Below are 20,144 nucleotides of genomic sequence, written 5' to 3'. Positions count from 1 at the left end.
TGGTGTTTGATGCATATCAAGGAAGGCTACAGCGTAAAAATATGCCTTTTTTACAACATTAAATATGTCAAAACTTATTTAATTGCTTACCACCAAGATAATTGGCTTAATCCAGATCGGCTGGGATGCGGACATTGAAAGTCGTGCCCTCATTCGGTACGCTGGTGAAATCTATCGTTGCCTGATGCCTGTCCAGCACAGCCTTGACGAAGACCATGCCCAGGCCTATGCCATCATTCTTGGGTTGCTCATTAGTCCTGAAGCGCTGGAAGCGCTGGAACAGCCTGGCCTGGTCGGCGTGGGTAATGCCATAACCCTGATCAGTGATGGAGCAGACAATGATGGAATCGGCCAGCCGCTGCTCACGTACCAGTGAACAAGTGATAGTGGTGTCCTTGGGGCTGTATTTGATGGCATTTGACAGCAAATTCGTGAGTACCCTGGTCATCAGCGAGTTGTCTACCAGCACAGGGAATTCTTCATCCTGTATCCTGGTTTGTATGAGGATATTCTTGCTGCGCGCCAGTGACCACATTTCTTCCGTCGCCACCAGCAAGATGTCCTGGAAGTCAGCTTCTTCATAGCGATAATTCTGCGACTCTGCCTGGGCCAGTTGTACAAAATTATCTGCCAGACCCAGGGTGGAACGTGAAGCTCTTTCTATGCGTGCCATGAATTCTTCGGCAGGCAGGGCGGTGCTGCTGTCTCTTTGCAATTCCAGCAAGGCCAGTATCGATGCCTGCGGGGCGCGCATATCATGAGAAATGAAATGCAGGGTTTCATCACGACTGCGCTCAGCCGCACGCACGCTGGTGATATCAATGAGACTGACTATCCAGCCCACCAGTTGTTTTTCGCCGTTATAACTTGGGGCGCTCTTGATCAGCAAATCCTTACCCTGCGGGTCGCGCACTTCTATGCCTTGCGACATGGTCCTGGTATGTTTGATGTCGAGCAAATCCCACCAGCTAAAGGCGGAATCCGGGCCAGATTCCCCATTTTGCGGGGGCGACATCTTGGCAAACAAATAAGGCACCAGCGCATCATTGACCTTGGGCATACCTATGCCAGCAAAATAATCGAGGGCAGGCTGATTCGTCAGCAAGACATTGCCATCCGTGGTGGTGACCATGGTTGCGTCGGGCAGGCTGGACAGACTGTCGCTGACAAACTGGCGCAAGTCGCGCACCCGGTCGACTGCTTCACGCATGGCATTGATGCTTTGTTCCAGGGTATCGGTCAGGGCGCGTGCCGGTTGCTCATCATCTTCATCGATAAACTCTGGCAAGAGATGCGGTTCCTTGTCGAGTATCCTGAATTCTTCTGCCAGGAAGCGTATCGCTGCTTCCAGCCGGCGCCAGCTCCACAAGGGGTAAGCGATGATCAAGCCTAATAGCGCGGCAGTCGGGGCCGCCCAATAACCAGCATAGCGCAGCATGGCCCAGCTACCCAGCATGGTGATCACAGCCACCACCGCAGTTGCCATCAGGGCTTTGCGCGGCGACAGCATTTGATATGCCGTCAGCGCGACTGCCACTGCCAGCAGATTGAGCAGGTACAGATATGCCTTGGGTGCCGCATGTATGCTGCGCTGATCCAGCAGGGCAGCGAGAATATTGGCATTGATCTCGACGCCGGAAATCATGCCCTCGTTGCCGGATACAGGGGTAGGGAATGAGTCGGCCATGGCACTGGCCGTGGGGCCGACCAGCACATACTTGTTCTTGAAAAAATCGGCAGGTACTTCGCCACGCAAGACACTGACATAAGGTACGGAACGGAAATGCCCACTGCTGCCAGCGAAAGGGATGTGCAAAAGGTAATCTCGCTGCCAGGTGCCAGGCTCAGGCGGCGCATTGCGCAAGGTGGCGGACAGGCGTTCGCCTGGCAAGTCAGTTTCAGTGCCGGGGGCAATCTTGCCCGCGACATCGGCCATTGCCAGCGCAAAATGCGGCCACCATTCACCATTCATGCCCTCGCGCAGGAATACGCTGCGCACCACGCCATCCTTGTCCAGCTCCAGATTGATATGCGCCAGTTGACGCGCAGCACTTGCCAGCAAGGGGATGGGGCGTACCGTTGTCAGGCCCTTGCCCGCATTTTCCGAGATCAGGGGCAAGACCACATTATTGCTGCGCACCATTGCCTCAGCCAGTTGCTGGTCGCCATTTTGTGCCTGGTCATTACGTTCTTCGGCCTCAGTGAAGACAAAGTCCATGCCTATGGCCACAGGCTGGGCAGCGCTGATTTGTTTGATCAGTTCAGCGTGGCGCAAGCGCGGCCATGGCCATTTGCCGAGTTCGCTGAGGCTGTGGCTGTCTATGCCAACAATGATGATGTCGTCCCGTGCCGGGCGGGAATTGAGCTGCATCAGCCTGTCGTACAAGACCAGGTCAGAGCGTTCCAGGGTCTTGTAGTACAGCAGGCCAGCAGTGAAGAAGAGGATGAGGATACTGAGAACCAGCCACTCCCGTAGTGCAATACGTTCTACCTGCAAGTGGCTGTTTTTCATATTGTGCTGCTATCTTTTTCTTAGCGTATCGTGATCTTTTCTTGATGTGATTGTATCAATAATTGGTGCCGACAGGGCCGTTGCCACTCTGTATGGCCGAGCCGTCACCACTGGTCCAGCGCTGTTGCAGCGTGATTTTCTGGGTAGACGAGAAGGGGCTGACATAGCCGTCCGGGTCACTGGAACGGACGCGGATGAAATAGGTACCCGCATCAGGCCGGTTGATTTTCAGTTCAGCCTTGTCGAGTTCCTTGCTCAAGAACAGCTTCTTGAATTCAGCATCCGTACTGATCTGTATCAGGAATTTTTGTCCCGGCTCAGACGCCCAGCTAAATGACAATTGATTGCCATTACCTTCGTCCGGTGGTGCCAGGCTGGTGACTGGCAAGACCAGAAATTTCTGCGCATCGCTGTATGGCCCATGATCTGGCTTGCCATCTTTTTGCGCTATCGTGGCGACATGCCAGAAATACTCACCCTCGGCAGGACGCTCGGCACTGAACTGCACATCTTTCAAGCCCGGCTTATCGACGAGCAGGTTTTTGAATTCTGCATCTTTGGCGACTTGCAAGTGATAAGTTTGGGCATTGCTGGCTTCCGTCCAGGCAAAATCCAGACGCTCGGCCCTAGTCTTGTTTTTAGGCTGTACCGTGAACGGTGGTTCCGGGCGCGCTTTTAAAGTCACGGCCTTCACCAGTGGCAGACCTTCCAAGCCCAGTTTGTCGATGGCGGTGATGCGTACAAAATAATTGCCATCAGCGAAGCCATCAAACTTGAAGCGGTTGTCCTTGTAGCGGTTTTCTGCCAGCACGTTGATGATGTCTTTGTCTTGCGCAATTTGCACACGATAACCTGCAGCTTCAGGGCTGGCTTCGACCTGGAATTGCAAGGTAGGGCGCTCTTGCAGCAAGTAGCTGTCATTCAATTTGGGTGGTGGCAGCAAATCCACGGCCTTGCCTATGCCTGATGCAGAAATGATATTACCCTTGCCAGCTGTCAGCACAAGTTCATCCGTCTTTTTGGCGACGGTGTTATTGACTGCTACGCCGCCTTCCAGCACCTCATTGGCGATACCGTCTTCATTGACACCAACGCGGAAATTGGTACCACGCACACCCGCGACTGCCAGATTGGTGCGCACTTCAAAGCGGCCCTTGTTGCTGACCAGCGACGATACACGTGACTCTACCTTGCCCTGCAATAAGGTCACCTCAGTACGCGGGCTGGCCGTGTACTTGGTCTTGCGTAGCTTGGAGAGGCTGACATTACTGTTCGATGGGATGGAAATGCGCGATTCATCCGGCAAGGCCATGGTCAGGAAACCATTTTTATCGGTACTGATCTGCGCGCCTTCTTTCAAGATGCTACCCAGTGCCAGCGTGCCAACTGTACCATCTGCCGCCTTATAGGCTGGGTTGCCGGTCATGGCAATCACCTTGGCTTCACTGGGCTCTTCAGGCAACAATTCCAGTGGTATCAGTATCGCTGTACCTATGGGGATAGCCCTGTCATTAGCTATCTTGTTACGCTTGCCCAATATGGGCCAGTTGGTGGTCTTGTCAGTGTAGCGTTTGGCTATTGATGTCAAAGTATCGCCTTGCAGGGCGAAATAAGTCATGTCTGGCGGGGTATTGATGAAACTGCCCGGTGTACCTGATGTACTTGCGTTGGCCGGTGCTGGATTGGCGAAAACACTCACAGGTGTTGCCAGCGCCAGGCTCAATAACATGCAGTATGGTATTTGTCGCAAGAGTGTGGGGGCGCTTAGTCTCATGCGGGACTCCTTGTTGGGAAAAGCTTTCCGGGGCAGCCTTGGCTGCCCCGGAGGTGTTTATTCTGGTGTCATTTGTTCCAGGCGGTAACCGTAACTATAGACGGGCGCCAGGCGGTAGCCGTTTTCCGGTCGCAATTCCAGCTTGCTACGCACTCTGGAGATATGCGTGTCCATGGTACGCGATGGGATATCCACATCACGTGACCATACTGCTTCCAGTATATAGGCGCGCGACAGCGGGCGACCAAGGTTGCGGAACAGCAGCAGGGCCAGGTCAAATTCTTTCTGCGTCATTTCCACAGGCACATCATTGACACTGACGCGACCTGCGCGGGTTTCAAATTTGTAGATGCCAAATTGCAGATGTTCAGACGCTGCCTGGGTAGGGTAGGCACGGCGCAACAAGGCCTGTACCCGCGCCACCATTTCACTGCGGCGTATCGGTTTGATCATGTAATCATCGGCACCAGCCGCCAGGCCAGCCACGATATCGTCTTCGCCAGAGCGGCTGGTCATGAACAGGACCGGCAGCGTAGGCGAGAGTTTCTCCCGCACCCAGTGCAAAATCTCGGTACCGCTCAGGTCTGGAACTTGCCAGTCGAGTATCAGCATGTCATAACTCTCCCTGCGCAGTTGATGCAGCATCTCTTTCCCACTAAGGAAAGGGTGAGTCGTATGACCGGCTGCATTCAATATGGTGCAGACCAATTCGAGCAAGTTATTGTCGTCGTCAAGTACAGCGATTCTCATGGGATGTTACCGTTGATGTTCGGCAAATAAAGTGGAATATCTTCCATTATATCGAAAGCAAGTGAAAAAATAAGTAATTGTGAAAAAATGTGAATAAAACACAAATTACTTCTTGTTACAAACTTCCGGTAATAGAAAGCGACAATTGCTGATTTTGTTAATTTTTTGATAAATTCACTGCCTACATCGCCTGTATCCGCAAGACCATGCAGTCTCTATACCTGCTATATCTATATAGACCTAACTGCGCAACTCAAGTTCCGGTAAAACAACATTCACGTCCAGCACTTCCAGATTACCCTGTTTATCCAGGGAAACTTTAATGTCTTCTGGATTGACTTTGGTGTATTTGGAAATCACGGCGATCAGTTCTTCGCGCAATGCCGGTAAGAAATCATAACCATCACGGCCCGAGCGTTCGCGTGCAATGATGATTTGCAGGCGTTCCTTCGCCATATTGGCGGTTTTGGGTTTGGTATTAAATAAAAATGAAAGCAGAGCCATATTATTTGCCTCCGAAAATGCGTTGCAGCAGCCCCGGTTTTTCGTAAGTGATGAAACGCAAGGGAACTTCTGTGCCCAGGAAGCGTGAAACTACGTCTTCATAAGCGTCCGACACGTCACTACCCTTCATGTGAATAGCCGGATTACCTTGATTGGAAGCATGTAACACCGCTTCCGATTCAGGAATAACACCAATCAACGGGATGCGCAAGATTTCTTGCACATCTACATAAGACAACATTTCGCCAGCTTCTACCCGTTTTGGTGAGTAACGGGTGATCAGCAGATGCTCCTTGACCGGCTCTCCGCCTGCCTGGGCACGCTTGGACTTGGCCTGGATGATCCCCAGGATACGGTCAGAATCCCTGACGGATGAGACTTCTGGATTGGTCACGACGATGGCTTCATCGGCAAAAGTCAGCGCCATGACGGCACCGCGCTCAATACCGGCAGGCGAATCGCAGACGATAAATTCAAAATCCATCTTGATCAGGTCATTCAGTACGCGCTCTACACCTTCTTCAGTCAGGGCGTCTTTGTCGCGGGTTTGTGAGGCGGGCAAAATATACAAATTATCGCAGTGCTTGTCCTTGATCAGGGCCTGGTTCAGCGTCGCTTCACCGCTGATGACATTCACCAGGTCATACACGACACGGCGTTCACAGCCCATGATGAGGTCAAGATTACGCAAACCCACGTCAAAATCCAGCACGGCGGTTTTATGCCCACGCATGGCCAGGCCAGAAGAAAAACTGGCACTGGAAGTGGTCTTGCCTACGCCGCCCTTACCGGATGTCACAACGATGATTCTTGCCACAAATAACTCCTTTTATCTATCCGAAGATACTGAAAATTGAGGGCGTCAGCCTGCTGATTTCACTGATGATACTTCAATACTGTCACCATTCAGTTTAACTTGAACTGCATGGTGAGGCTGTAACGGTGGGAAACCGTTCTCAAAGGTACGGTAAATCCCGGCGATGGAAACTAGTTCAGGTTCCATGGTCAGGGCAAAAATCCTGGCCTGGGTGTTACCAGTCGCCCCGGCCAGGGCACGGCCACGCAAAGGCGCATAAATATGGATGCTGCCATCGGCAATCACTTCAGCCCCGTTATTTACCGAGGCGGTAATGATCAGGTCAGCTCCGCGTGCATAGATACGCTGGCCAGCACGCACGGGAGTGTCGATCACCATGGCGGGCATATTGCGGATGATGACTTGTGGTTCAACTGCAACGGGTGCCGGGGCCGGCACCACCTCTACAGGTGCTGGCTGCTGTTCAACTGGAGTTTCAAGCTTAAGTTCAGGCTCTGCCCTGGGTTTGCTGACCACATCTATACTCAGACCGTGCGAGCGTATGGTGGCATGATCCTCTTCACGCGCATGGCGCACGGCAACCGGGTTCAGGCCATGCGACTTGAACAGTGGGATCAGCGCATTCCAGTCCAGCGCCTGTTCAGTAATGGCTTCCACATCAATGACAGCAAATTCATCATCAAAAAAGTCAGGCGAACCCGCAGTCATTTCCTTCAATGCTGCTTCCAGCACAGGAAAAGCGGAGTCATGCAGCAAAATTGCAACAGCAACAACAGTAGAAATCTTGATTTCGATAGGCTTGCGCGTCAGGCTGTTTTGCATGGCATCCAAAAAAAAATAGTGGTAAATCTGCTTAAAACCTATTTCCGATCTTACTGCGCGAGCGTGATCGGGGCTCATGTGCTGCTCAAAATGCTCATGTACTAGAGTACATTCCGCTTTTTGCGCTGCTCTTCACCCCGCTGACGCACGCTCGCTACAGATCGCAAACAGGTTCTTATTACCCAAATACTTGCACAGGAGGAATAATTACATTCTCCTATGTCAGCATTATATTCATGTACCAATTGTGGCAAGCATGAAAAGGACTAATCCTACCAATAGGCGGGCAGGATTGCAAAATTATGCACTTTTTATTTTACAAAGCTACAAAAACTGATATCGCTACACTTCAATCCACTTAAAAAGCATGTGCTTCGTGCAAGCTTTCCAGGATATTAATTTTCATCGCTGACAAAGCCGTATGCGACCGCTTGCGTGGCCTTTCCTGCAATACTGCAAATTCTTGCCTGATGCTCGCTGTCTGGTGATTCGTATGTTGATTCGTTTGTTGCTCCATGAGTACGACACGATCACTCAGATACAGGGCTTCATCAATATCATGGCTTACCAGGATGATGGTCAGTCCATGTTTGCTGGCGATATTGATCAGCAAATCCTGCAACTTCATGCGGGTGAAGGCATCTACTGCAGAAAAAGGTTCATCCAGTAACAGGATTTTTGGGCTGGAGAATAAGCCACGGGCAATTGCCACCCGCTGTGCCTGGCCGCCCGATAATTGCTTGGGCAGGGCATTCTCATAGCCATGCATGCCAACCTCCGCCAATAGCCTGGCAACTTTAGGCTGGTCGCGGCTGGCGTCTTCGCTGTCGAAAGCAATATTCTGCGCCACCGTCAGCCAGGGGAACAAGCGTGGTTCCTGGAAGATAAAACCTATGTCGCGGCTGACGCCCTGCAGCTTGTTACCATCCAGGCTGATTTGTCCTTCAAAATTGCCATCCAGCCCTGCAATGATGGACAGCAGGGTGCTCTTGCCACAGCCACTGGCACCGATCAGGCTGAGGATTTCACCTTGTTGCACGCTCAGTTGCAGATTTTTAAGTATCTGACGTGTGCCATAGGATTTTTTGGTTACCTGGATTTGCAATAAAGGTGCAAAGAATTTAGACATTTCAGGCCCCATTTCCTGGCTGGTAAGTATCACGCCAGGCCAGCAAATGCGTTTCCAGCTTTTGCATGAGCCAGTCGCTGCTTTTGCCGAGTACCGCGAGTATGGCAATCGCCGCCAGCACGATATCGGCACGGCTGGTTTCACGACCATCTGTCAATAGATAACCCAGGCCCTGACTGGCAGCAATCAGCTCTGCCGCCACCATGAACATCCAGGCCAGGCTGAGGCCATTGCGCAAGCCGGTGATAATGGCTGGCAAGGCGGCAGGCAAGAGTATGCGCCTGATCGTGTCGGCGGTAGACAAGTGGTACAACTTGCCCACTTCTATGAGACGCCGGTCCACTCCGCGTATGCCCGATACCACACCCATATACACAGGGAAGAAAGCACCGATGGCGATCAAGACCAGTTTGGGCGCTTCATCTATGCCCAGCCACAGCAAGAGCAAAGGTACCCAGGCCAGGGAAGGTATCGCACGCAAAGCCTGGAAACTGGGGTCAAGTATCGCCTCCAGACGACTACTCAAACCCACCAGTGAACCGGTGACGATGGCCAGGCCAGCGCCAGCGATAAAACCTGCCGCCACTCTTGCGCTGCTTATGCCTATATGTGCCAGCAAGCCTTGCTGCGCGAGGTGAACAATGGTGTTGAAAATCTCGCTGGGAGCAGGCAAGTGATTGGCCGCGATCCAGCCACGGCTGACACTGATTTCTGCCAGCAGGATCAAGGCGAAGGGCAGTATCAAGCCCAACAAGAAACGTGGCATGACAGGGCGCTGCCTGCTGGTCGTGATAGTCTTGGCAGGCGTATTCGCAGTAATGGTGGCGCTGGTCGATGGCATGATACTGGTTCGCTAGCCTGGATTACACCGTGATCAGCTTCTGGGCAAAGCGGGTATCAATGAGGTCGAGTATGGTACGGTTCAGATCAATGCCCGGTTTCACCAGACCTTCATCCTGCAAAATAGGCGCGGCTACCTGCAAGGCCTGTATATGTTCATTCGATGGCAGTGCATTGCTGAAGTCACTGCGCAATTTGATTTGCAACAAGGCCACCGGCAAACTGACCTTGGCTTCTTCAGACAGGATTTTTGCCGCTTCAGTCGGGTTAGTACGTATCCATGCCCTGGCTTTTTCGTAAGCACGCAATACACGTGTCACTTCTGGACCATGATTATTGAGGAATTCTTCACGCACATTCAAAAAACCATAAGTATTGAAAGCGACGTTGCGATAAATCAGGCGCGAGTTGGCCTCCAGTTCACTGGCTGCCATATGCGGGTCAAGCCCGGCCCAGGCATCTACCTTGCCTTGTTCCAGCGCAGCCCGGCCATCGGCATGTTGCAGGCTGACATGTTCAATGTCTGAACGTTTCAGGCCCGCAGTCTTCAAGGCGCGCAGCAAGAACAGATAAGGATCAGTGCCCTTGGTAGCGGCGACTTTCTTTCCTTTTAAATCGGCTAAAGTGCGTATCGCAGAATCCTTGCGCACTACCAATGCTGTCCATTCAGGACGTGAAAAAATATACGGTGTCTTGATCGGGTTGCCATTGGCCTTGGCCAGCAAAGCTGCCAGACCAGCCGTGGAACCTATATCCAGGCTATTGGCATTCAGGTATTCCAATGCGCGGTTACTGCCCGCACTGAGCACCCATTTGATATTTGTGCCGTCTGCTTTGAACTCTTCTTCCAGCCAGCCAAAGCGGCGCAACACCAGGCTGGTCGGTGAGTAATAGGCATAGTCCAGTCGCAATTCTTTGAGCGGTGATGCAGCATGAACGAGTGATGGCAAGCTCGCAATGCCAGTAGTTGCAGCGACAGTAGATAGTTGTAGAAAGTGGCGGCGTTTCATGACGTTTCCCGATAATGTTATTGTGTTTTTTTGGATGCGATTTTTTAGGCTGCATCAGCCAGCGGATTGTGGATATGCGTATTCCTGCCTATATGATTTTCTGGCAGACGTGAGCCGCGCTGGAATAACTGCTGGCGCAAAGTGCCATCGCTATAGTTGGTCTTGTAACGGCCACGCGCCTGCAATTCCGGTACGATGAATTTCACCACATCCCTGATGGTTTCATGCGCCAGGGCGAAAGTCAGGTTAAAGCCATCAATGCCGGTTTCATCCAGCCATGCTTCGAGTTGATCAGCCACTTCCCTTGCATCACCAACAATCACCGGCCCACGGCCACCGAGGGCGATAAATTCTGCGGCTTCGCGCACTGTCCATTTCTTGCCAGGATCTGCAGAGCTGAATGAGGCCAGCGCAGAGCGGCCCGCTTCAGACTCTATGTAGTCGATAGTCGCATCCAGCGGCAACCTCGAGAAATCCACACCTGTCCAGCCAGACAATAAAGCCAGTGAAGCATCAATATCGATGTACTGGCGATAGTCCTGATATTTTGCTTTTGCAGCTTCGCTGTTTTCTGCAGTGATGATCAGTGCCTGTGCATAGATATACACATCGCCAGCTTCACGCCCGGCAGTTTTCAATGCCGCACGTGTGTCATCAACATAGCGTTTAACTACCTGCTTGCTGGGGCCGCTGACGAAAGTGCATTCTGCATGCTGCGCCGCAAAGGCTGTGCCGCGCGCGGAATTACCCGCCTGGAACAACAGAGGGGTTCTTTGCGGTGAAGGCTCAGACAAATGTATGCCGGGCACGCTGTAATATTTTCCATGATGATGTATGGCATGCACGTGCGCCGGGTCGGTATAGATGCCACGTTCCTTGTCGCGCACCACAGCCTGTTCATCCCAGCTTTTTTCCCATAACTTATAAACCACTTCCATGTACTCATCCGCCAGGTCATAACGCTCGTCATGGCTCAGTTGTTTTTGCAGGCCCAGGTTACGGGCAGCACTATCCAGATAGCCGGTTACGATATTCCAGCCTATGCGCCCCTGTGTCAGATGATCCAGCGTAGAGATGCGTCGTGCAAAGGTATAAGGGTGTTCATAGGTCAGTGCGCAAGTCACGCCAAAACCCAGATGCCTGGTGACGCTGGCCATCATTGGCACCAGTGCCAATGGATCATTCAGCGGCACCTGTATTGCGTGGCGCAATGCTGCATCAGTATCCCCTGCATAGACGTCATATACACCCAGCACATCTGCCAGAAAAATTGCATCAAACAAGCCTTCTTCCAGCAGGCGTGCCAACTCTGTCCAATGCTCGGCACTGGTGTAGCGATGGCTATTATCTCTGGGATGACGCCACATGCCGGGCGATTGATGCCCGACAGTGTTCATCTGAAAAGCATTGAAGCGGATAAGTTTTTTACTCATACTAAATATCTACTTGGCTGCGACTTCAAGTGCCTGTTGATAATCTGGTTTGGAGAAACCGGCGAAATGCTTATTCGTCACTTCCAGAAATTCTTTGGAACGGTAAGCTGCTTCCAGGTCTTTTACCCAGGGCTTGCTCTTGTCATCAGTGCGTATGGCAACCAGGTTTTGATAATTGGCAGAGATTTTTTCACGCGCCAGCGCATCATTTAGTTTGAGGCCAGACGCCAGTGCGAAATTGCCATTCACGAAAGAGAAATCTGTATCTTCGAGAGAGCGTGGCAGTTGTGCTGCTTCCAGCGGTATCAGTTTGATTTTCTTGAGGTTATCCGCCACATCTTTTTCAGATGCACGGATAGGGTCGATATTTGCCTTCAGCTTGATCCAGCCCAGTTGATCCAGCAAGACCAGCGCACGCGCCTGGTTGGTCGGATCATTGGGCAAGGCGACTGTCGTTCCCTCTTTGACTTCGTTCAGGGACTTGTGCTTTTTACTGTAGATGGCAATCGGTGCAGTTGGCACCTTGATCAATTCCGACAGTGCCAGTTTATTGTCGGTCGAGAATTTCTTCAGATAGATGATGTGCTGGAAGGCATTTGCATCCAGTGAGCCTTCTGCCAGTGCAAAATTAGGCTGGATGTAATCATTGAATTCAACGACCTTGACCTTGTAACCCTGTTTTTCCAGTATGGGTTTGATACCCAGTTTGACCTGGTCAGCATAAGGGCCAGCACTGGTGCCTATCACCAGTTCTTTCGGGTCTTTGGCAAATGCTGAAGTAGTCAGGGTAGTGGCAAGTGCAAGAGTCAGTGCACCGAGGAGGAATGGGCGACGATACATGATGATGTCCTTTTGAAAAATTAAAGAATTAGCGTTTATCGATATGGCGGGCAATGCGGTTTCCCGTGAACTGTATGATCTGTACCAGTGCGATCAGCAGGGCAACCGTGATGAACATGACGTCGGTCTGGAAACGGTAGTAACCATAGCGTATCGCCAGGTCACCTATGCCACCGCCTCCAACCACGCCTGCTACAGCAGAGTAAGACAGGAAACTGATCGCTAATACCGTCAGTGCCAGCACCAGGCCACTGCGTGCTTCCACCAGCAAGACACGGACAATGATTTGCAACTCAGACGCGCCCATGGCATGCGCAGCTTCAATCACGCCGCGTGGTACTTCACGAAAACTCTGCTCTACCAAGCGGGCGAAATAGGGGATGGCCGCAATCGACAAGGGCACGGCTGCTGCCAGCGGGCCTATTGAGGTGCCGACTATAAAACGTGTGAAAGGCACGAGCGCCACCAGCAAAATAATGAAGGGGAATGAGCGTATGGTATTCACCAGCCAGCCCAGGAAAACTGCCAATGGACGGTTTTGCAGCGACTGACCGTCACCCACCAGGAAAAGCAAGACACCCAGCGGGCCGCCTATCAGCACCGCTGCGCTCAGGCCTATGGCCAGCATGGTGAAAGTCTGTAATGCGGCGGTACCCAGTTCAGGCAATAATGAAATCAGGTTTTCAAACATGGCTTAATTCCTTCCACTGTGCATTGCTGCCATTCTCCTGACCATGGAAAGCCAGCTCACGACCGAGCGCAGTCTTGCGCAGGATACCCGTGTCAGCCAATGAAAAACTCTCGGCAATTTCACCGTCTTCGATAACGGCTACCTTATTGCAGATGGTACTGAGCACAGATAGTTCGTGGCTGACGATGACGATAGTGACGCCCAGGCGCTGGTTGATATCACGCAGGGTATCGAGCACTTCGCGTGTAGTTTCTGCATCCAGTGCCGAGGTAGGTTCATCGCACAAGACCACATTGGGTTTGCTGGCCAGCGCACGGGCAATTGCCACGCGCTGTTTTTGTCCGCCGGATAATTGAGCTGGATAGCTGTTCGTCTTGTTGGCGAGGCCGACGATGTCCAGGCATTCAGCAACACGCTCAGCAATTTCATGCCTGCTTTGCTTCGTGTGTATTCTCAATGGGAAGGCCACGTTCTCAAACACACTGGCGTTTTGTAGCAGATTGAATTGCTGGAATATCATGCCTATGTTTTGCCTGGCGACCCGCAACTCTTTTTTACCGAGTCTGGTCAGTTCCTGCCCGGCGACTATGACTGCACCGCTATCCGGACGTTCAAGCAAATTGATCAAACGCAGCAGCGTTGATTTACCAGCGCCACTCTTGCCTATCAGGCCAAAGATATCGCCCTGTTCAATGTCGAGGCTGACAGATTTGACTGCATGAAAAGTCTTGCCATCCGGTAGAGGGAAAGCCTTGCTGACAGACTGTATTTGTATAAGAGGTGTACTCACGTTTATTGCCGATCAAGAATATGCAGTAGGTTCAGGAAGGCTGCCATTCAATACATAGCGGCCCAGATCGCGCAATTTGTAATCGATGGGATCATGCAGGGTATGTACCCTGACATTGCGCCAGAACCTGTCATAGCCATAGCGTGCCGAGGTGGAACGGGCACCAGTCAGTTCAAACATTTGCGAGCTGACTTCTATGCCAGCGCGGTGCGCCAGGCATTTTGCTTCTGCCACGGCAATCGCCAGTTCACCCCTGGTTTCTGCCGTGACCAGTGGTCCCTGGCGAAAAGCCTTTTCCAGACTCGCTGCAGCCTGGTCTGCCAGCGCAACTGCCGGGCGCAATAGCAACCACAGTTCGCCATAGCGATGTTGTATGAAAGGGTCGTCCGTGGCTTTATCCACACCCGCAGCAAACCATGCCTTGGCCTGCTCTTTTGTATATTGGCGTGCTGCATCAAAGGCACCCAGTCCTATGCCCAGGTACAGATTCGTCATGATGAGTTGGGCAACTTGCGAGCGCAGAGTGGCCTGTGCGGTTGGCAATGTTGCTGGCGCTTGCAACACCAGATCGGCAGGCAGGAAGACATTTTCAAAATGCACATTGCCACTATCCGTCTGCTTTTGACCAAAGGCGTCCCAGTCGGCTTGTACCGAGATTCCTTTTTGATTGGTCGGAACAGCGGCAATCAGGGCACTTTGGGTGGCATCATCCCAGGCAGAGATCGTCAGCCATTCTGCACCCACAGAGCCAGATGAAAAACTCTTGATGCCATTCAGGATAAAACCACCATCCGTCCTTGTTGCCGTAGTGCGCTTGTCCAGAGGGTTAAGAGCATTGCCCCAGAAAAATCTTTGTTCTACCGTGGCTGCCAGCAAGCGGCGCTGTTGCTGTGCATTGCCATACAGCTGTATACCAGCGAGTTGCAAGTGATGGAAAGCGAACACATGAGCCAGCGCGCTGTCGGCCTTGGCCAGCAGGCGTATGACCTGGAACACCAGCGACCAGTCCGCACCCTGACCACCAAATTCTACCGGGATGGAAAGTGTCAGCAAGCCCGAGGCGCGTATCCATTCGCGCTCTTGCTGCGCATGCCCGCCTGCGCGGTCACGTTCAATGGCGGTGCTGGCCAGTTGACCAGCCAAAGCAGTGGCAATAGCCAGTGCGTCTTCTTGCTGGTCTGAAGTAGCGGTAGGTAGGGCGCGGCTGTGCAGGGCAAAAGGCATGATGGCAAACCTGATATTTCTAAATGATCTGAAAAATCAGTATTACATTGCTCCTTATGCGCGTACACGAACAAATCCAGCTTACCTTATGCGTTATTGACCTATGAAGAAAACCAAGATTGGATAGTTGAAATGCGCATGATGACTTTGCTTATGATGTCGATGAGTTTTGTGCCTGTAGCAAATAATCGATGAAGACCCTGATCTTCAGGGCCAGATGTTTACCGGGTGTGTAAACAGCATAAATTTTGCCCGTATAAGGTGCGCAAAACTCCCAATCCGGTAAAACAATTTCCACCTGTTTCGCGGCGATGGCAGCACGTGCCGTAAAGTCCGGGACCAGGCCTATGCCACCACCAGCCAGAGTGGCAGCGAGTATGGCGGAACTATTGTTGATGGTCAGTCGTGCCGGGATTTGCACATTGCATTGTTGCTTGCCCTTTTGCATGGTCCAGTGATCATCAAAACTGCCATAGCCCAGATAAATACAGCGATGTGCTGTCAATTCATTTGGCTCTGCAGGATAGCCAGACTGTTGCAGATAATCTGGGGTAGCCACCAGTACGTAGCGCATCTTGCCCAGTGGCCGGGCCGCCAGTCCAGGTGCAAGTTCTCGCGAAATGCGTATCGCCAGATCTACCCCTTCATCGATGAGGTCCAGGGTATGGTCTACCAGCGTGAGGCGCACAGACACATCGGGATAGGCTTCCAGAAAGCCCGGCAGTAAAGGGGCCAACCAGACTTCGCCAAGCACGACAGGGGCAGTCACACGTATCACGCCGCTGGGATGCTGGCTGTAAGTACCCGCCAGCGCATGGGTTTCACGCGCTGCCTGCAAGATGCGCATGCTGCCGGTCAGCACTTCCTGCCCCAGTTCGGTCAGGGCAAATGAGCGCGTGGTTCTTTGCAATAGCCTGCCACCCATATGCGCTTCCAGCCGGGTGATATGGCGACTGATGGCCGAGGTATTCACCCCCAGTTGCCGGGCCGCCGCAGAAAAACTGCCGCTTTCCACTACCTGGGCAAAGATCGCCATTTCATTGAGCATTTCCATCAAGCATGTCCTTTTATTTTTGCCTGTGAGGCAATAATCATTTGTATTTTATGCTTATTGTTGAAGAGTGTCAGTTTGTCGATAATGGAAGTTACTTAAATCAGAAGCAGGCGGATACGATGAATAGCAACTCTGGTAATTCCGGGAATTCTGGAAAATGGCAAATGGTAGTGGCAATGACATTGTCCGGCACCATAGGCCTGTTCGTGCTGGCCAGCGGCCAGCCAGCCATGACGGTGGTTTTATTGCGCTGCCTGATCGGCGGCCTCAGCCTGCTGGCCTTGCTGTACTGGCAAGGTGTTTGGCAGAACTTGAATGTCCGGCAAGTGAAATGGCTCACGCTGGGGGCCGCTGCCCTCATCGTCAACTGGCTATGTCTGTTTTCTGCTTACAGGCTCAGCAGCATTTCGATTGCCACGGTGGTCTATCATGTACAACCCTTCTTTTTACTGATCTTGCTGGCCATGACGCGAAGAGATGGGCAGATCTGGCGCAAGCTGCCTTTTTTGCTACTGGCTTTTGCTGGGGTTGTGCTCAGCTCGGGTCTGGATATCCAGCAAGACTTCCTGCGCAATGCTGACGGGCATTTTAGCCAGGCCTTGGCAGGAGCCGGGCTGGCCTTGCTGGCCGCATTGCTGTATGCATTCGCTACCCTGGCGACCCGGAAGCTGCAAGGTATAGCCCCGGCGCAGATCGCCGGTTTGCAACTGCTCACGGGTGCCGTGGTATTGGCGCCGATGGCAGATTTATCAAACTGGAGCTGGCACTGGCAAAGCTGGGGCAGTTTATTGCTGCTGGGCTTTGTACATACAGGACTGATGTATAAACTCATGTACGATGCTTTTCAAAAGCTACCAGTGGTAAGTATCGCTACGCTGTCCTTTATTTATCCACTGGTGGCTTTGCTTGTCGATGTGTGGTTTTTTTCTACGGTCTTGAGTGCTCTGCAATTGCTGGGCATGGCGATGATCTTGATAGCCGTGCTGGCAAATCAGCGTGACTGGAATCTGCTTATGTTGATGCGTACTTTGAATTTTAAAAATGGAATCAAATGATGAAAACTCGTGAACTGGGACAACAAGGTTTGCTCGTATCTGAGCTTGGGCTGGGATGCATGGGCATGAGTACAGCCTATGGCGCTGCCGATGAAAATGAAAGCATAGCCACCATCCACAGGGCGCTTGAACTGGGGTTGAATTTTTTTGATACGGCAGAACAATACGGCCCTTATGCCAACGAAGCTTTGCTAGGCAAAGCCTTGCAAGGCAGGCGCAGTGAGGTCGTGATCGCCACGAAATTCGGTTTCAAGATCGAGAATAATCAAATAACTGGCCTGGACAGCCATCCCAAACATATACGTCTTGCGGTTGAAGGTTCTTTGCAAAGGCTGGGTACCGATTATATTGATCTTTTGTATCAGCACAGGGTAGATCCCGCTATCCCGATCGAAGAAGTCGTAGGCTGCATGGCTGATTTGGTACAACAAGGCAAAGTGCGGTTTTTGGGCTTGTCAGAAGCGGGTGTCAATACCATACGGCGCGCGCATGCGACCCACCCCATCAGTGCATTGCAAAGCGAATATTCCTTATGGGAGCGCAATCTGGAAGACCAGATTTTGCCGCTTTTGCGAGAACTGGGTATAGGCCTGGTACCGTTCAGCCCTCTGGGCCGTGGATTTCTCAGCGGTAGCGCACTGCGCGCTGAAGCTTATCCTGCGACCGATTTTCGCCATCTTGATCCGCGTTTGCAGGGTGAGAATTTTGATCGCAATATGCAGGCAGCCGACCAGGTCACGGCAATTGCCAGAACTAAAAATATCAGCCCCGCTCAACTGGCGCTGGCCTGGGTCATGCATCAGGGGCAGGATATTGTCGCCATCCCAGGTACCAAGCGAGTGAAGTATCTGGAAGAAAATCTGCATGCCGGCGATGTCGTACTGGACAATGCAGATATGCAAGCCCTGGGCCTGGCAATGCAAACTGTGGCAGGCGAACGTTATAGTAAAGAGAGAATGGCCATGGTGGACAGATGATCTGCACCAATGCTGATTCATTGAGAACCCAGATCTGCTGATGAAAACCGTACTTTAATCGCCCGGTTGTTGCTTGTTCATACACACATGCATCCTGAACCCGGCCTGCATGTGTGCTTGACGTCCTGCCGTTCTGAGACAGATTGCAAATGTGGTGCCAGGGCGTGGAAAACAAATGTGAGAGTGTCTTTGCACGATTTGTGGTGCTAATATCTACGTTTTTAGTGTAACTCCTGTGTACCACGCATGAGATTTTCATGGGCAAGGGCCGCTGGGTACAGCATAATTGTAGATTGCTCTGCTATCAATAATAAAGGACGCACATGACACTCACCTGGATAAGGCAACCTCCTGCCTCTTATCGCCTGCAACGCTTGTCAGGTATGTCATTGTTCGCCACCCTTAGTCCCCGCGAATTAAAGATTATCGATGGCATGCTGCACGACAGGCAGTATCTTGCCAATGAAATCATCTTTGATGAAGGTGAGGAAGGACAGGCACTGTATATCATCCTGTCTGGCATAGTGAGTATTAACCGCAGGCGTGAGCATGGTGATGAATTCATTGCCAACCTGACCGAAGGCAATTTTTTTGGTGACGTGGCTTTGCTGGATAACTCTCCTCGCAGCGCCCAGGCCAAGGCGGCAGAGAATTGTGAGGTGGCGGTATTTTTTCGCGCCGACTTCAGCTCTTTACTGGAAACCAATGCCGTCATCGGTTACAAAATTTCGCTGGAACTGGCTCGCCTGAACAGTCGCCGCCTGCGTGATTCCCTCGACGATGTTTCACGCAGTGAGGTCTTGTGAACCAGCGTCAATCTGGCCCCATCGTATGGCTGTGTGTACTGGCCTCGACTTGCCTGCTGCTATTTTTACTGCCCAAGGTGTTGTGGCTGCTGATACCGTTCATGTTTGCAATGATACTGTATTACATACTCGTGCCTGCAGTGGCGCGCCTGAGCCTGCTGGGTTTGCCGCGTGAATTGGCCGCGACTCTGGTCGGTGGTGTTTTTTTCATAGTGCTGGCTCTGGTGCTGACCTATATCATTAATAAATTCACTTTGCGAGCGGGGTCTTTGCAAGAGATGTTCACGCATTATGTGGATGGCGGTATACGTTTTGTGCGCAATTCCATGCAGTCCATGGAGGAAAATTTTTCCATACTGCGCAAGGCTCATGCCAGTGAATCGGTGAATGCATGGATGGCGAGTAACACCGATAATTTTGCGCAGCAATATGTTGCCAACATTTTGGTTTCCATGGCGGCGGTATTGCCAGCGGTATTTTTGACACCTTTCCTGACTTTCTTTTTCTTGCGCGATGGTCGCAAGTTCAAGCAATTTTTGGCTCGGGCTGTGCCGAATGCTTTTTTTGAAGAAACCCTGTTCCTCATGCATGAAATTGGGCAGACTGCGCGTCGCTATTTCCAGGGTTTGCTGAAGCTGACGCTGATAGACACTGTTATTCTGGCACTGGGTTTGTGGTCCATAGGCATATCTGCCCCGTTCACACTGGCCTTGATATCGGCCATCCTGGCGTGGGTGCCTTTTGTCGGTTCGGTGATCGGTTGCATCATGGTCGTCCTGGTGGCTTCTACCGATGCGCCAGACACCCCCCTGCTGGCTTACGGAGCCATCACGGTATTCATCGTGGTTCGTTTGCTGGATGATTTTATCTTCATGCCAATGACACTGGGACGCAGCTTGCACATGCATCCCCTGATTTCGGTGTTGATGATTTTTATAGGTGGTGAGCTGGCCGGTATCCCTGGCCTGATGCTGGCACTGCCGATACTGGGTGTTGCCATGGTGGTAGGTGAGACTCTGGGGCGCGTTATTACCAATCCCCGCCTGCGGGCAAGATACCGGCACGCCAAACTCATCAGGGAAAAGCAGGCCAGCGCAGATTTGCAATAGCTGGCCT

General features: G+C 51.9%; 19 protein-coding genes. 4 read left to right on the top strand and 15 right to left on the bottom strand.

The genetic code is table 11. From position 1 onward, the window contains the following. Positions 1 to 106: 106 nt before the first annotated feature. The 15 genes from ACO0LD_RS28175 to ACO0LD_RS28105 form a co-directional block, all read right to left on the bottom strand. On the bottom strand, positions 107 to 2,512 hold the full coding sequence (locus ACO0LD_RS28175; protein ID WP_423012230.1) for a CHASE2 domain-containing protein: 2,406 nt from the start codon (positions 2,510 to 2,512) through the stop codon (positions 107 to 109). Positions 2,513 to 2,567: 55 nt separating this feature from the next. After that, complete coding sequence (locus tag ACO0LD_RS28170; protein WP_423012228.1) at positions 2,568 to 4,286, bottom strand: FecR domain-containing protein; 1,719 nt, start codon at positions 4,284 to 4,286, stop codon at positions 2,568 to 2,570. A 57-nt stretch (positions 4,287 to 4,343) separates the two neighbouring features. Continuing rightward, entirely contained in the window at positions 4,344 to 5,036 is a 693-nt protein-coding gene (locus ACO0LD_RS28165; protein ID WP_162043428.1) for a response regulator transcription factor, read from the bottom strand. Between the two features lie 240 nt (positions 5,037 to 5,276). Beyond that, positions 5,277 to 5,540: a cell division topological specificity factor MinE gene (gene minE / locus ACO0LD_RS28160; protein ID WP_423012226.1), complete on the bottom strand. Its 264-nt coding sequence runs from the start codon at positions 5,538 to 5,540 to the stop codon at positions 5,277 to 5,279. Between the two features lies 1 nt (position 5,541). Then, entirely contained in the window at positions 5,542 to 6,357 is an 816-nt protein-coding gene (minD, locus tag ACO0LD_RS28155) for a septum site-determining protein MinD (protein ID WP_423012224.1), read from the bottom strand. A 45-nt stretch (positions 6,358 to 6,402) separates the two neighbouring features. Next, positions 6,403 to 7,179 carry a septum site-determining protein MinC gene (gene minC / locus ACO0LD_RS28150; RefSeq protein WP_423012222.1) on the bottom strand — a complete coding sequence of 259 codons (777 nt, stop codon included), beginning with the start codon at positions 7,177 to 7,179 and terminating at the stop codon, positions 6,403 to 6,405. A 358-nt stretch (positions 7,180 to 7,537) separates the two neighbouring features. After that, complete coding sequence (locus tag ACO0LD_RS28145; RefSeq protein ID WP_423012220.1) at positions 7,538 to 8,308, bottom strand: ABC transporter ATP-binding protein; 771 nt, start codon at positions 8,306 to 8,308, stop codon at positions 7,538 to 7,540. 1 nt (position 8,309) lies between these two features. Then, positions 8,310 to 9,149: an ABC transporter permease gene (locus ACO0LD_RS28140; RefSeq protein ID WP_423012218.1), complete on the bottom strand. Its 840-nt coding sequence runs from the start codon at positions 9,147 to 9,149 to the stop codon at positions 8,310 to 8,312. Between the two features lie 22 nt (positions 9,150 to 9,171). Beyond that, a complete protein-coding gene (locus tag ACO0LD_RS28135; protein WP_423012216.1) occupies positions 9,172 to 10,158 on the bottom strand; it encodes an aliphatic sulfonate ABC transporter substrate-binding protein in 987 nt (328 codons plus the stop codon). A 44-nt stretch (positions 10,159 to 10,202) separates the two neighbouring features. Further along, a complete protein-coding gene (locus tag ACO0LD_RS28130; protein ID WP_423012214.1) occupies positions 10,203 to 11,591 on the bottom strand; it encodes an LLM class flavin-dependent oxidoreductase in 1,389 nt (462 codons plus the stop codon). Positions 11,592 to 11,600: 9 nt separating this feature from the next. Next, positions 11,601 to 12,431, bottom strand: coding sequence for a MetQ/NlpA family ABC transporter substrate-binding protein (locus ACO0LD_RS28125; protein WP_423012212.1), 831 nt, complete (start codon positions 12,429 to 12,431; stop codon positions 11,601 to 11,603). Positions 12,432 to 12,459: 28 nt separating this feature from the next. Continuing rightward, positions 12,460 to 13,122, bottom strand: coding sequence for a methionine ABC transporter permease (locus tag ACO0LD_RS28120; protein WP_423012210.1), 663 nt, complete (start codon positions 13,120 to 13,122; stop codon positions 12,460 to 12,462). Further along, complete coding sequence (locus tag ACO0LD_RS28115) at positions 13,115 to 13,912, bottom strand: methionine ABC transporter ATP-binding protein (protein ID WP_423012208.1); 798 nt, start codon at positions 13,910 to 13,912, stop codon at positions 13,115 to 13,117. Before ACO0LD_RS28115 ends, ACO0LD_RS28120 begins: the two co-directional genes overlap by 8 nt. Positions 13,913 to 13,924: 12 nt before the next feature. Further along, the gene (locus ACO0LD_RS28110; RefSeq protein ID WP_423012206.1) at positions 13,925 to 15,136 is read right to left on the bottom strand and encodes an acyl-CoA dehydrogenase family protein; all 1,212 of its coding nucleotides are present in this window, start codon (positions 15,134 to 15,136) and stop codon (positions 13,925 to 13,927) included. Between the two features lie 151 nt (positions 15,137 to 15,287). Beyond that, on the bottom strand, positions 15,288 to 16,190 hold the full coding sequence (locus ACO0LD_RS28105; RefSeq protein WP_423012204.1) for a LysR family transcriptional regulator: 903 nt from the start codon (positions 16,188 to 16,190) through the stop codon (positions 15,288 to 15,290). 119 nt (positions 16,191 to 16,309) lie between these two features. On the opposite strand from ACO0LD_RS28105, the gene ACO0LD_RS28100 reads away from it, so the two are divergent. From ACO0LD_RS28100 to ACO0LD_RS28085, 4 genes are all read left to right on the top strand, one after another. Further along, positions 16,310 to 17,245: a DMT family transporter gene (locus ACO0LD_RS28100; protein WP_423012202.1), complete on the top strand. Its 936-nt coding sequence runs from the start codon at positions 16,310 to 16,312 to the stop codon at positions 17,243 to 17,245. Continuing rightward, complete coding sequence (locus tag ACO0LD_RS28095; RefSeq protein WP_423012200.1) at positions 17,242 to 18,222, top strand: aldo/keto reductase; 981 nt, start codon at positions 17,242 to 17,244, stop codon at positions 18,220 to 18,222. The genes ACO0LD_RS28100 and ACO0LD_RS28095 overlap by 4 nt, the downstream gene beginning before the upstream one ends. 323 nt (positions 18,223 to 18,545) lie before the next feature. Next, positions 18,546 to 19,028, top strand: a complete 483-nt coding sequence (locus ACO0LD_RS28090) for a cyclic nucleotide-binding domain-containing protein (RefSeq protein WP_423012198.1) — start codon at positions 18,546 to 18,548, stop codon at positions 19,026 to 19,028. Further along, complete coding sequence (locus ACO0LD_RS28085; RefSeq protein WP_423012196.1) at positions 19,025 to 20,137, top strand: AI-2E family transporter; 1,113 nt, start codon at positions 19,025 to 19,027, stop codon at positions 20,135 to 20,137. The genes ACO0LD_RS28090 and ACO0LD_RS28085 overlap by 4 nt, the downstream gene beginning before the upstream one ends. Positions 20,138 to 20,144: the final 7 nt, after the last annotated feature.

Origin of the sequence: Undibacterium sp. Ji83W (genome assembly GCF_049340385.1) — a bacterium.
Lineage (GTDB): Bacteria > Pseudomonadota > Gammaproteobacteria > Burkholderiales > Burkholderiaceae_D > Undibacterium.
Note: the sequence above shows the minus strand (reverse complement) of the source record. Positions and strands in the feature narration are given on the sequence as shown.